The organism is Pseudomonas sp. SH10-3B (assembly GCF_019891415.1).
In the GTDB taxonomy this organism is placed as follows: Bacteria; Pseudomonadota; Gammaproteobacteria; order Pseudomonadales; family Pseudomonadaceae; genus Aquipseudomonas.
Map to the genome: position 1 here is coordinate 16,282 of NZ_JAFLXD010000036.1, position 13,004 is coordinate 29,285.

The 13,004-nt window shown below is 62.4% G+C and carries 13 protein-coding genes; all 13 read left to right on the forward strand.

Features of this window, described 5'->3' with window-relative positions:
- The first annotated feature begins 1 nt into the window (after position 1).
- The 13 genes from J1G35_RS22800 (at position 2) to J1G35_RS22860 (ending at position 13,000) form a co-directional block, all read left to right on the forward strand.
- Complete coding sequence (locus J1G35_RS22800; protein ID WP_053128200.1) at positions 2 to 1,315, forward strand: hypothetical protein; 1,314 nt, start codon at positions 2 to 4, stop codon at positions 1,313 to 1,315.
- A complete protein-coding gene (locus J1G35_RS22805) occupies positions 1,312 to 2,487 on the forward strand; it encodes an O-antigen ligase family protein (RefSeq protein WP_223016075.1) in 1,176 nt (391 codons plus the stop codon). Before J1G35_RS22800 ends, J1G35_RS22805 begins: the two co-directional genes overlap by 4 nt.
- Entirely contained in the window at positions 2,484 to 3,647 is a 1,164-nt protein-coding gene (locus J1G35_RS22810) for a polysaccharide pyruvyl transferase family protein (RefSeq protein WP_223016076.1), read from the forward strand. Before J1G35_RS22805 ends, J1G35_RS22810 begins: the two co-directional genes overlap by 4 nt.
- Positions 3,644 to 4,195 carry an acetyltransferase gene (locus J1G35_RS22815; protein ID WP_053128206.1) on the forward strand — a complete coding sequence of 184 codons (552 nt, stop codon included), beginning with the start codon at positions 3,644 to 3,646 and terminating at the stop codon, positions 4,193 to 4,195. The genes J1G35_RS22810 and J1G35_RS22815 overlap by 4 nt, the downstream gene beginning before the upstream one ends.
- Positions 4,196 to 4,209: 14 nt before the next feature.
- Positions 4,210 to 5,169: a nitroreductase family protein gene (locus tag J1G35_RS22820; protein ID WP_223016077.1), complete on the forward strand. Its 960-nt coding sequence runs from the start codon at positions 4,210 to 4,212 to the stop codon at positions 5,167 to 5,169.
- A gap of 1 nt (position 5,170) precedes the next feature.
- A complete protein-coding gene (locus tag J1G35_RS22825) occupies positions 5,171 to 6,106 on the forward strand; it encodes a glycosyltransferase family 2 protein (RefSeq protein ID WP_053128208.1) in 936 nt (311 codons plus the stop codon).
- A 69-nt stretch (positions 6,107 to 6,175) separates the two neighbouring features.
- Positions 6,176 to 7,297 (forward strand): GDP-mannose 4,6-dehydratase, encoded by a 1,122-nt coding sequence (gmd, locus tag J1G35_RS22830; RefSeq protein ID WP_053128209.1) that lies wholly within the window; start codon positions 6,176 to 6,178, stop codon positions 7,295 to 7,297.
- Between the two features lie 2 nt (positions 7,298 to 7,299).
- Positions 7,300 to 8,277 (forward strand): GDP-L-fucose synthase, encoded by a 978-nt coding sequence (locus J1G35_RS22835; RefSeq protein ID WP_053128210.1) that lies wholly within the window; start codon positions 7,300 to 7,302, stop codon positions 8,275 to 8,277.
- Positions 8,277 to 9,485 (forward strand): glycosyltransferase WbuB, encoded by a 1,209-nt coding sequence (locus tag J1G35_RS22840; RefSeq protein ID WP_223016078.1) that lies wholly within the window; start codon positions 8,277 to 8,279, stop codon positions 9,483 to 9,485. The genes J1G35_RS22835 and J1G35_RS22840 overlap by 1 nt, the downstream gene beginning before the upstream one ends.
- Positions 9,486 to 9,490: 5 nt before the next feature.
- On the forward strand, positions 9,491 to 9,949 hold the full coding sequence (locus J1G35_RS22845) for a GDP-mannose mannosyl hydrolase (protein ID WP_053128353.1): 459 nt from the start codon (positions 9,491 to 9,493) through the stop codon (positions 9,947 to 9,949).
- Between the two features lie 23 nt (positions 9,950 to 9,972).
- Positions 9,973 to 11,382, forward strand: a complete 1,410-nt coding sequence (locus tag J1G35_RS22850; protein ID WP_223016079.1) for a mannose-1-phosphate guanylyltransferase/mannose-6-phosphate isomerase — start codon at positions 9,973 to 9,975, stop codon at positions 11,380 to 11,382.
- A gap of 178 nt (positions 11,383 to 11,560) precedes the next feature.
- A complete protein-coding gene (locus tag J1G35_RS22855) occupies positions 11,561 to 11,800 on the forward strand; it encodes a hypothetical protein (protein WP_053128215.1) in 240 nt (79 codons plus the stop codon).
- An 87-nt stretch (positions 11,801 to 11,887) separates the two neighbouring features.
- The gene (locus J1G35_RS22860; protein ID WP_223016080.1) at positions 11,888 to 13,000 is read left to right on the forward strand and encodes a polysaccharide biosynthesis/export family protein; all 1,113 of its coding nucleotides are present in this window, start codon (positions 11,888 to 11,890) and stop codon (positions 12,998 to 13,000) included.
- Positions 13,001 to 13,004: the final 4 nt, after the last annotated feature.

The window sequence follows — 13,004 nt, forward strand, 5'->3', positions numbered from 1 at the left end:
CATGAGCAAAGTGCTTGAAATGCCGCGTTCGTTGTCGCGACGGTTTCGCCTCAACGTGCTGAGCTATGGCTACACCCAATTGGTGACGCTGGCAGCGCAACTGGTGCTGGTGCCGTTCTTCCTGCACGCCTGGGGCACGGGGCGCTATGCCGATTGGCTGGTGCTCACCGGTATCCCGTCGATGCTCAGCCTGCTGGACCTGGGGGTGGCCCAGGCGTCGGCCACCAGCGCCACCTTGCGCGCCAGCCAAGGCGATGTGCCGGGGGCGCGGCGCAGTGTGCAGACCGCGCTGGCCTTTACCCTGGCGGTAGTTGCGCTGGTGCTGGTATTCGCCCTGACCTTGGGCCAGTGGCTCGACTGGGTATCAATGCTCGGGCTCAAGACACTGACCCCAGAGCAGGCCAGCCTGGTGGTGCTGTGCATGTCCGGCTACCTGTGCACGCGCTTGCTGGGTGGGCCGATCGACGCCTGGTTTCGCACCATCGACAGAACCGTCGGCGGCGTCTTCATCATGGCCAACCGCAGGACCCTGGACATTGTGTTGTCCATCGTCGTGCTGCTGCTCGGCGGCTCCGAACTGCAATTGGCACAGGGCATGTTCGTCAGCCAGGTGCTGTTCCTGGTGTTGGTGACCCTGTTTGTGCGGCGTATTTCACCCTGGCCGTTGCTGGGGCTGGCATCGGCATCCTGGGCCGAGTTTCGCGGTATCTGGAAACCGGCGCTGGGCAGCGCGGCGATCCCGCTGGCCCAAGCGATCACCCTGCAAGGCGGCCTGCAAGTGCTCAACCAGATCGCCGGCCCGGCGGTGGTGGTGGGTTACACCATGGCGCGCACCTTGATGCGCCTGATCATCCAGTTGGGTATTACCTGCAGCAACGCCCTGACCCCGGAGATCTCGCGCCTGGCCGGGCGCGGCGAGTTCGAACAGGCGCGACGGTTTACCCAGCGCGCCAGCTCCCTGGTGCTGGGCCTGTGCGTGCTGGTGTATGCCGCCGGGATCTGGGCCGGGCCGCAGATTATCCTGCTGTGGAGCCATGGCCTGGTGCAGGTCGATCGCCTGTCATTGGCGCTGATCGGCTCCCATACGATTTTGAATGTGGCGTGGTTCATCCTCGCGGCGATGCTGATTTCCACCAACCGCCACACCCGCACTTCGGTGATCTACGCCTTGAGCAGCGTCGCGGCCCTGCTGCTGTGGCTCGCATGCAAGGAGCGTATTGATCCGCTGCTGGGCGCGTCGCTGTTGCTGTCGCTGCCGGAACTGGTGGTGTTGGTATACCTGCGGGTGCTCCGTGGCGGGGAGGTCGGCCCATGATGCTGTCCCAGGCGCGCCTGACCCTCTACTTGCCGCTGACGTTCTTCGCCTTGCCCCTGGCGCTGAGCAACAACCTCTCGCAACCGTTGGCGCTGTTGCTGCTGCTGCCGTTCGTGGTGTACGCGGCGCGTGGTTTTACCCGGGCGCTGCCATTGCTGGCGTTGGTGGTGGCGTCCAGCGTGTTGCAGGTATTGCTGAGCAGTGGGGCGAAGATCTCGCTGTACCAGTTCCTGCGCTCCGGCATTCCGTTTTTCTATTTTGTGCTGCTGTTGGCCGGGTACAGCTATGTGTTGGCCAATGTGGAAAAAATCGCGCGGGCCCACAGCGTCAACTACCGGCGCATCCTCGAACGCATCATCTACATCTTCGCCCTTGGCCAGTTGCTGCAGGTCAGCCTGTATGGCGTGGGCATCGACCTGACCAACGCCGCGTCCAAGTCCAGCGACGAAGTCGGGCGGATCATGTTGTTCCCCACCAGCTCGGCGGTGCTGCTGTTTTTCTATGCCTGTTGCCAGCGCAAGATCGGCTTGATGCTGATCCTCGCGGTCACGCTGCTGGCGGCCGGTTCCAAGACCATCCTTGCGGCGATGGCGGTGATGATCCTGTTGTCGGCGATTACCCAGCGCAAGCTCAAGTCATTGGGAGTGCTGGTGGTGGCCATCGCTGCGCTGGGCACGCTGACCTTCTATGCCAGCCCCTTGGCGGTGTCGCGCTTTGCCACGTACTTGTTCGAAGAGAAGGGCGAGGACGTGACCCGCGCGTTCGAGATCGCGCATGCCAAGGAGTCGTTTCTCGACAACCCCGCCACGGTGTTCCTGGGCAATGGCCTGGCCAAGCAATTGACCCCCGGCGTGCCCACCAATGACGAGCGCTGGTTCGAGAACTCCAAGTTCGATATCGAGAACGGCTACTGGGGCGTGACCGCCAAGCTGGGGGTGGTCGGGGTGGCGCTGTTTTGCCTGTTGTTCAGCGGTTTGCCGCGCAGTCCGGTATCCCTGGCCGTGGTGGCGATTCTGCTGATTTTCTCGTTCAAGACCAGCTACCAGTTCTTCACCACCTTCGATGGCAGCTACTTGCTGGTGTGGTCGATGTTCATCGGCCTGCTCAACAAGGTTGCGCCTGCACGCCAGGCTGTTTACCCAAATTACTTACTGAAACGGGCTGGATCATGAACGCACCTGCAAGCCCCATCAGGGCCGGGATACTGACGTACCACTTCAGCGAAAACTTCGGCGCAGTGCTGCAAGCCTATGCCTTGCAGCGCTGGCTGCAGCAGCAGGGCTTGCAGGTGAGCCTGATCAACTACCACCCGGCCTACGTGGAGGATGGCAGCGAGATCCGTCAGCTGTTCAACCCAAGCCAGCTCAAGGCCAACCTCAAGGCCCTGTACCTCAAGGCCCTGGCGTTGAAAGCCCAGGTGCTGGGACCGAATGCCCAGTCGCGACAGTTCCAGGCGTTCAAGGCGCGTTTCCTGAATATCCAGGAGCCGCGCTACGCCCATGCCGACCAGCTCAACCAGGCGGTGGCCGGCCAGCAGTTGCTGGTGGCCGGCAGCGACCAGATCTGGAACCCCTCGGGCCAGACCGGCCTCGACCCGGCGTACTTCCTGGCCTTCGATTGCGACAAGGCGATCCGGCGCATCTCCTACGCCGCAAGTTTCGGCAAGGAATACCTGGAGCCGCAGTACCACGCCGAAGCCGAGGGCCTGCTCAAGCAACTGTCGGCGATCAGTGTGCGCGAGGAGAGCGGGGTGAGCATCGTGCACCAGGTCTCGGGGTTGGCCGCCCAGTGCGTGCCGGATCCGACGCTGTTGCACCGCGATTATTCGGCGCTGCTCGCCACGTCCACCCAGACCCGCACCGGCCATGTGTTCTGCTATGCGCTGCGCACCGGCGTGGGCGTGCGCGAAGTGGCCCAGGCGCTGTCGCAGCATGTGGCCGGACCGATTGTCTCGCCCTATAACGCGCACCGGCGCTGGCGGCAGATCGGCGAGACCGTGCAGGTGGGTCCGCAGGATTGGCTCAAGTTGCTCAAGGAAAGCGCCTACGTGGTGACCAACTCCTTCCATGCCACGGTGTTCGCAATCATTTTCGAGAAGCCGTTTATCGCCGTGGGGTTGCCGGGCAACAAGGCCTCGCTGAACGCCCGCGTGCGTAACCTGCTGGAGAAGCTGGAGCTGTCGCAACGCTTCCTGCCCGCAGACGATGCCGACCAGGTGCAGGCCTTGATCGCGGCGCCCATCGACTGGGTGGCAGTGCGGGACCGGCGCCAGGCCCTGCAACAGGTGGGCGAGCGCTACCTGTTGGAACAACTGGCGGCGCTGCGGCCATGAGCGATTTCGCGCAACTCAAGTACGTCGATACGTTGCCGCGCAGCAACAAGGCGCGGCGTCTGTTGTGGGGCATCGTCTACCAGCTGCTGTTCCGCCCTACGCCACGCTGGATGCTGCACGAGTGGCGCAGTTGGTTGCTGCGCTGCTTTGGCGCCAAGGTCGGCGTGGGCTGTCGCATCGCGCCCACGTGCAGCATCTGGGCGCCATGGAACCTGGAGATCGGCGACTACACCGCCATCGCCGATGGGGTCGATGTGTACGCCATGGCCAGGATCACCCTGGGTTCGAAGGTCGCCATCAGCCAGCGCAGCTTCCTGTGCACCGGCACCCACGACACCCGCAGCCTGCTGCGGCCTTTGGTGACCCGCGAGATCGTGATCAAGGACCACGTGTGGGTCGCCGCCGAGGCGTTTATCCACCCCGGTTGTGTGTTGGAGGAGGGCTGCGTGGTCGGCGCGCGCTCGGTGGTCACGGCCAGCCTGCCGGCCTGGATGATTTGCGTCGGTGCGCCGTGCCGCCCCCTCAAAACGAGAGACATCGCACTATGAAACAGGTGAAACCCATGATGGATAAGGCATGGAAGTTGATGTATTTCGTCAGCGAGTTCTTTCGCGACATGCTCACGTTTATTCGCCACAACGGCTACTCGCCGCTGGAAAGCCGCAACAAGAAGCTGTTCTACAAGATCCTCATCGAAACCCACACGGTGGAAAAGGGCCTGTCCCTCAAGGAACCCAAGCCGCTGTTCGGCAAGGACAAGATCAACGGCATCATCCACATGCTCAACGAATACGACCGCACGTATTCGGCGCTGCCGGTGGAGATGGCCCTCGGCGCGTTCCAGGGCTACCTCGATCTGCACCGCACCCTCGGCATCAGCGACGATTTCGTGTTCTACCTGGATGCCTATGTGGAGCACCTCAAGCGCGACGGCACCGCTGGCAGCGGCGGCATCAAACGTGCGGCGCCGTGGCTGGGCAACGGCGGGCTGGATGCCAAGGCGTTCCTGCAATCGCGTTCCAGTTGCCGCATGTTCCAGGCCGGCAAGATCGACAGTGGCCTGCTGACGTCCCTGGTGGAATTGGCGCAGTCGTCACCTTCGCAATGCAACCGCCAGTCGTCGCGGGTGCATGTGTATCAGGACCGCGCAGTGATCGCGCAACTGCTGGAACTGCAAGGCGGCTCGCGCGGGTTTGCGCAGTCGGTGGACAACCTGTTTGTGGTCACGTCCGAAGTCACCGCCTGGGGCGGCGCCGGGCAGCGCAACCAGCTTTACGTCGACGGTGCGTTGTTTTCCATGGGCCTGCTGCTGGCCTGCCACGCCAATGGCCTGGGCGCGTGCCCGCTGAACCTGGCGATCCTCAATTCGGTGGAAAAGAAAATCCGTGGCATCGGCGCCATCCCGGCCAGCGAGCGGTTGATCATGATGATCGCCGTGGGGCTGCCCCTGGAAAGCCACTTCCGGGCCGCGCGTTCACCGCGCCGGCTCACCACCGAAGTCCTGCAGTTGCACGGTGGCTGATATGAAGCGTGAAACCGTCAGCGTGATCATCCTCACCTACAACGAAAGCCTGCATATCGCCCGGGCCATCGATTCGGTGCGTGCCTTCAGCGACGAGGTGATGGTGGTCGATTCGTTCTCCACCGACGACACCTGCGACATCGCCCGGCGCCATGGTGCGTTGGTGGTGCAGCACGCCTTCGTCAACCAGGCCAAGCAGTTCCAGTGGGCGCTGGATCACCTGCCGATTACCGGCAACTGGACGATGCGCCTGGACGCCGACGAAATCATCGAGGCCGACCTCGCTGCGGCGATCAATAACCGGCTGCCGACCCTGGCCCGCGACATCACCGGCATCAACTTCAAGCGCAAGCATATTTTCATGGGGCGCTGGGTGCGCCATGGCGGCCGCTACCCCCTGAAGATGCTGCGGCTGTGGCGCACCGGGCAGGGGCGCATGGAGGACCGTTGGATGGACGAGCACATCTCGGTCGCCGAGGGCCGCACCATCACCCTCGAAGGCGGGTTTGCCGACCATAACCTGCATGACTTGACCTTCTTCACCCACAAGCACAACCAGTACGCCACCCGCGAAGCGATTGAAGTGCTTAACGCGCGGCTGGGGCTGTTTGCGATACGCGATGAACTGCATGCCGGGCAGAGTTCGTTCCAGGCCAAGGCCAAGCGCCTGGTCAAGAACCGCGTGTACAACCGCGTGCCGTTCACCCTCAGTTCCACCGCGTATTTCCTGTGGCGCTACATCATCCAGCTGGGGTTTCTCGATGGCCGCAGTGGCCTGGTCTATCACCTGCTCCAGGGCTATTGGTACCGCTTTCTGGTGGGCGCCAAAGTGCTCGAACTGGAAACCGCGATTGCGCACTTAAACGATAAGGAAGCCATTGTCCGGGAACTCTCGAAGTTGACCGGACATAACTTGAACCTGCCCACACCGAAGTAACTGAGCGTTTTTAACAAACACCCAAGTTTGGGTGTCGGCCTTCGCTCGCCTATCAATTGGGAGACAGACATGAACAAAGTTGCGCTTATCACCGGGATTACCGGTCAGGATGGCTCGTACCTGGCGGAACTGTTGCTGGAAAAAGGCTATACCGTGCACGGCCTCAAGCGCCGTTCTTCGTCGTTCAATACCCAGCGCATCGATCATATTTACCAGGACCCCCAGGCCCTGCATAAAAACCTGATCCTGCACTATGGCGACCTGGCGGATTCGTCGAACCTGACGCGCATCATCCAGCAGATCCAGCCCGATGAAATCTACAACCTTGGCGCCCAATCCCATGTGGCGGTGAGCTTCGATTCGCCGGAATACACCGCCGATGTGGATGCCCTCGGCACCTTGCGTATCCTTGAAGCGATCCGCCTGCTGGGCCTGGAAAAGAAGACCCGTTTCTACCAGGCCTCGACCTCCGAGCTGTACGGGCTGGTGCAGGAAACCCCGCAGAAGGAAACCACGCCGTTCTACCCGCGCTCGCCCTATGCGGTGGCCAAGCTGTACGCCTACTGGATCACCGTGAACTTCCGCGAAGCCTATGGGCTGTATGCGTGCAACGGCATCCTGTTCAATCACGAATCGCCGCGTCGCGGTGAAACCTTCGTGACCCGCAAGATCACCCGCGCCCTGACCAACATCGCCCTGGGCCTGGAGCAGTGCCTGTACATGGGCAACATGGATGCATTGCGCGACTGGGGCCACGCCAAGGACTACGTGCGCATGCAGTGGATGATGCTGCAACAGGAGAGCCCCGAGGATTTTGTCATCGCCACCGGCGTGCAGTATTCGGTGCGCGACTTTATTCGTTGGTCGGCGGCGGAACTGGGCCTGCACTTGCGCTTTGTCGGCAAGGGCGTGGAGGAGGTGGCGGTGGTCGAGCGGATTGATGGCGACCTGGCGCCGGGGATCCTGGTGGGCGATGTGATTGTGCGCGTCGACCCGCGTTACTTCCGTCCGGCGGAAGTCGAGACGCTGTTGGGCGACCCGTCCAAGGCCAAGCGTCTGCTCGGCTGGGTGCCGGAGATCAGCGCCCAGGAAATGTGCGCCGAGATGGTCCGCGAAGACCTCAAAATCGCCCAGCGCCACGCCTTGTTGCGCTCCCATGGTCACGATGCACCGATTGCCGTGGAGAACTGAACATGGCACGAGATTTTGATGCGCGAATCTTCGTGGCCGGTCATCGCGGCATGGTCGGCTCGGCCATCGTGCGGCGCCTGTGGGCCTTGGGCTACACGCAGTTGCTCACGGCCGGCCGTGATGAGCTGGACCTGCTCGACCCGGCGGCAGTGCAGGCGTACTTCGCCAGGCACCGTGTGGACCAGGTGTACCTGGCGGCCGCCAAGGTTGGCGGGATTCACGCCAACGCGACGTACCCGGCCGATTTCATCTACCAGAACCTGATGATCCAGGCCAACGTGATCCACGCCGCCCATAGCCATGGCGTGGAGAAACTGTTGTTCCTCGGCTCGTCCTGCATCTACCCGGTGCATGCACCGCAACCGATGATCGAAGCGGTGTTGCTCGACGGTGCGCTGGAGCCCACTAACGAACCCTACGCGGTGGCCAAGATCGCCGGCATCAAGCTGTGCGAAAGCTACAACCGCCAGCATGGCCGCGATTACCGCAGCGTGATGCCCACCAACCTGTACGGCCCGGGCGACAACTACCACCCGCAGAACAGCCATGTGATCGCCGCCTTGCTGCGGCGCTTCCACGAGGCGACCCAGCGCGGCGATGAGGAAGTGGTGATCTGGGGCAGTGGCACGCCGCGGCGCGAGTTCCTGCATGTGGATGACATGGCGGCGGCCAGCGTGCATGTGATGGAACTCAGCCAGGAACGCTACCGCGAGCAGACCCAGCCGATGCGTTCGCACTTGAACGTCGGCACCGGGGTGGATTGCACCATCGCCGAACTGGCCCAGGCACTGGTACGGGTCACCGGCTTCAAGGGGCAGTTGCGCTTTGACGCCAGCAAGCCCGACGGCGCGCCGCGCAAGCTGCTGGATGTGAGCCGAATCAACGCCCTCGGCTGGGAAGCCTATGTGCCGCTGGAGGAAGGCCTGCGCGACGCCTACAACGCCTACCTCGCCGCCCTCGAACAGCCTCGGGGCCAGTGATGAAGATCCTCCTGTACGGCATCAACTACAGCCCGGAGCTCACCGGCATCGGCAAGTACAGCGGCGAACAGGCACGCTGGCTGGCGGGCCAGGGGCATGAGGTGCGGGTGGTGACGGCGCCGCCGTATTACCCGCAGTGGCAGGTGGGCGAGGGCTATTCGCCGTGGCGCTTTCGCACCGAGCAGGACCACGGTGTGACGGTGATTCGCTGCCCACTGTATGTGCCACGCCAGCCCCGCGCGCTCACGCGGCTGCTGCACCTGATGAGCTTTTCCGCCAGCTCCTGTCTGGCGGTGCTGGGGCAACTGCGCTGGAAACCGGACCTGGTGATCCTGGTGGTGCCCACGCTGTTTTGTGCGCCCCAGGCGTTGTTGCTGGCCAAGCTCAGTGGCGCGCGTTCGGTGCTGCATATCCAGGACTACGAAGTGGATGCGATGTTCGGCCTCGGTATCGGTGGCGGCTCCGTTATGCGTCGCCTGGCGTTTGGGCTTGAACGCTGGCTGTTGCGGCGCTTTGACCGGGTCTCGACGATTTCCAGCGGCATGCTCGACAAAGCAAAGGGCAAGGGCGTGAGCAGCAAGCGCCTGCTGTTCTTTCCCAATTGGTCGGAAACCGCGCGCTTTCGCCAGGTGCCCCGCAGTCGTGGACTGCTGCAACGCCTGGGTGTGGCGCCGGGCCAAAAGGTGTTGTTGTACTCCGGCAATATCGGCGAGAAGCAGGGCTTGGAGCTGATCCTCGACGCCGCCCAGGCCCATGCCGATCGCCCGGAGCTGGTGTTCCTGATCGTCGGCCAGGGCACCGGCAAGGCGCGTTTGCTTGAGCGTGTAGAGCGCGACGGCCTGCGCAATGTGCTGTTTGCGCCGTTGCAGCCCTACGAGGATTTGCCGGCGCTGCTGGCCTCGGCCGACGTGCACCTGGTGATCCAGAAGCGCGGGGTGGCGGACGCGGTGCTGCCTTCCAAGTTGACCAATATCCTGGCGGTGGGCGGCCACGCCATCATCACCGCCGACCCCGGCACTACCCTCGGCCGCCTGTGCGAGGAACACCCCGGCATTGCGCTGTTGGCTGAACCGGAGTCCGTCGCGGCGCTGAACACAGGGATCGAGCGGGCACTGGCATTGCCCGCACGCAATGAGGTGGCGTTGAACTACGCCAAGGAGTTCCTCGACAAGGAACGCATTCTGCAACGCTTTCTGGCACAGGTCTGATGGGTATGTGGCTTGATTTACCGACCTTCAATACGGTCGTGGCGTCGACGCCGCTGGTGGCGATCGATCTGGTGGTGAGAAACAGCCGTGGCGAGGCCTTGCTGGGCTTGCGCGTCAACCGGCCGGCCTACGGCTTCTGGTTCGTGCCCGGTGGGCGTATCCAGAAAAACGAACGCCTCGACAGCGCCTTCCGGCGCATCACCCGCGACGAACTGGGGCATACCTTTGAGCGCGCCGAGGCGCGGCTGCTGGGGGTGTTCGAGCACTTCTACGACGACAGCGTGTTTGCCAACGCCGGGGCCGGGCCGGACACCCATTACGTGGTGCTCAGCTATTGCCTGGACCTGCCGGAAGGCCAGACCCTGCAGCCGCCTACGGAGCAACACCAGCATTACCGCTGGTGGCCCCAGGATGAACTGCGCATCAGCCTGCGGGTGCATGAACACGCTCGCGCCTATTTCTGACTCTCTTTCCCGAGGACGCTCTCATGTTGTTACCCGTGATCATGGCAGGCGGTTCGGGGTCGCGCCTGTGGCCGCTGTCGCGGCAACTGAACCCCAAGCAGTTCCTGCGCTTGACCGACGCGCACCTGTCGATGCTGCAGCAGACCATCACGCGGCTGGAAGGCGCCAACGTTGCGCTGCCGCAGTTGATCTGCAATGAACAACATCGCTTCCTGGTGGCCGAGCAGTTGCGCCAGTTGGGCATGGAGCAGGCCAGCATCCTGTTGGAACCGGTGGGGCGCAATACGGCGCCGGCTATCGCGCTGGCGGCGTGCAAGGCGGTGGCTGACGCCCAGGACCCGATCCTGCTGGTGCTGGCGGCGGACCATTTGATCGAAGACATCCCGGCGTTTCATGCCAGCCTGGAAGTGGCGCTGCCGCTTGCCCGTGACGGCAAACTGGTGACCTTCGGTATCACCCCCACCAGCGCCCACACCGGCTACGGTTATATCGAGCAGGGCGCGGGGGTAGGCGAGGGCGGTTATCGGGTCAAGCGCTTCGTCGAGAAGCCCGATGCCGCCACCGCGGCGGCGTATGTGGCCAGCGGTGCGTATTACTGGAACAGCGGCATGTTCATGTTCCGCGCCAGCCGTTACCTGGAGGAACTGGAACGCTTCCAGCCGGCCATCCTTGAGGCGTGTCGCGTGGCGCTGGAAGGAGGCAGCCAGGATCAACCCTTCACCCGCGTGCATGCCGCGACCTTTGCCGCGTGCCCGGACGATTCCATCGACTACGCGGTGATGGAAAACACCAGCGACGCGGTGATGGTGCCGTTGCAGGCTGGCTGGAGTGATATCGGCTCGTGGTCGGCGTTGTGGGAGGCCAGCGAAAAAGATTCCAGCGGCAATGTGATCCGCGGCGATGGGCTGAGCCTGGACACCCGCGACACCTACGTCCACGCCGACAGTCGGCTGGTGGCCACGGTGGGGGTGCAGGACTTGATCATTGTCGAGACCAAGGACGCGGTGCTGGTGGCCCACAAGGACCAGGTGCAGCAGGTCAAGGGCATCGTCGACCTGCTCAAGCAGGCCGGGCGCCATGAGCATCTCAACCACCGCGAAGTGTATCGGCCATGGGGCATGTACGACTCGGTGGACAACGGCCAGCGTTACCAGGTCAAGCGCATCACGGTGAAACCGGGGGCCAAGCTGTCGGTGCAGATGCATCACCACCGCGCCGAGCACTGGATCGTGGTCAGTGGTACGGCGCGGGTGACCAATGGCGAACAGACTTATCTGGTGGCGGAAAACCAGTCGACCTATATCCCCATCGGCCAGGTGCACGCCCTGGAAAATCCAGGGGTGATCCCGCTGGAGTTGATCGAGGTGCAGTCGGGCTCTTATCTGGGCGAGGACGATATTGTGCGCTTTGAAGACAAGTACGGCAGGGCCTGATGTTTTCCGACAATTAATAACGTTTTAAATAACTTCGCCGGGCGCAATGCAGTGCAGACCGGGGGCTTGCCGAAAAAACGTTATTTTCAACTAAGCCGGTTAAATATATCTGTCTGGTGTGCTGTTTAGTTGAATGGCACTATCGGTTTGCCTGCTCACTGATGATAAGGAGTCTGACATGAGAAAATCATTGGCTATTCTGGTACTCGGTGTCTTGAGTACTTCGGCGATGGCCGACGAGTTACCGTTGGGGCTTGATACCGAAGTGGTCGGAACCGTTACGGTGGGGCAAACGTTGTTGGTCGGCGCTGCCCTGATTGCGGGTGTTGCCGCTGTTTCAAACAGCGGCGGCAGCTCCAATGGCGGCACCACCACGGGTACTACCGGCACCACCGGCACCACGGGTACCAGCAACTAGTCGTACACCCTCCGCTTTTAAGACTGCTTGGATTCCCCGCCCAAGTGGTCTTTTTTTCTTGTCGTCTATCGCGAGTGTCCTAGCACTATGATGCGTATTTTTTCTATTGCAGCCGTGGCCGCTGCATTATTGCAAGGCTGCATGTTTGCCCCGGGCCAATATATGGACACGGCCGCCCTGACCGAAGAGGGCGGGGCTGAAAACAGTCGCGTGGATTTAATTCCGATTACACCAAAGTTATTGGCCATGGACGCGGCAAGCCACGTGCCTTATTCCATTCCTGCGGAACTCTTGAGTTATAAACCCGGGCCGTATTTGATCGGCGCCAATGATGCGTTGTATATCACGGTATGGGATCACCCTGAACTCACCGCGCCGTCCGGCCCGCAACAGCAGATCGATGCCAACGGTCGGTTGGTCAGCCCCGAGGGCAATCTGTTTTACCCCTATGTGGGCGAGGTGGTTGCCAAGGGGCGCAGCATTGAAGCGCTGCGCAGCGAGATCACCGACAAGCTGCGCCAGTACATCGACAGCCCCCAGGTGGATGTCAGCGTGTTGCGCTTTGCCAGCCAGAAAGTGGTGATCAGCGGCGCGGTGATCAAGGCCGGTCCGATGCCCATCACCACCATTGCCATGAACGTGAGCGAAGCCCTTGGCGCGGCTGGTATCGACCCGATCAACGCCGACCTGTCGAACCTCACCCTCACCCGTGGCGGCAAGCGCTACACCCTGGACCTCGACACGCTCAACCTTGAGCAGTCGCGCTTGAATGACATTTACCTGAAGGACGGCGACCAGCTGTACCTGGCCTACAACGACCGCAAGCGCATCTACGTGATGGGCGAGGTGATGCAACCTCGCGCGCTGAGTTTCAAGACCCGCAGCATGAACCTCTCCGACGTGCTGGGTTCGGTGGGCGGGGTCAACCAGAACACCTCCAACGCCGATGCCATCTACGTGATTCGCGGCGCACAGAACATCGACGTGGAACCGGCCAAAGTGTTCCAACTCGAAGCCGGCTCCCCCTCGGCCATGGCCCTCGCCACGCGCTTCGATGTGCAGCCCCAGGACGTGGTGTTTGTCGGCCCGGCGAATATCACGCGCTGGAACCGTTTTATCAGCCAGCTGGTGCCGTCCGCGTCGATCATCGGCATTGGCGCATCCACCCAGAACAACCTGAGCGAAGCCAGCAGCCGATAGGGTG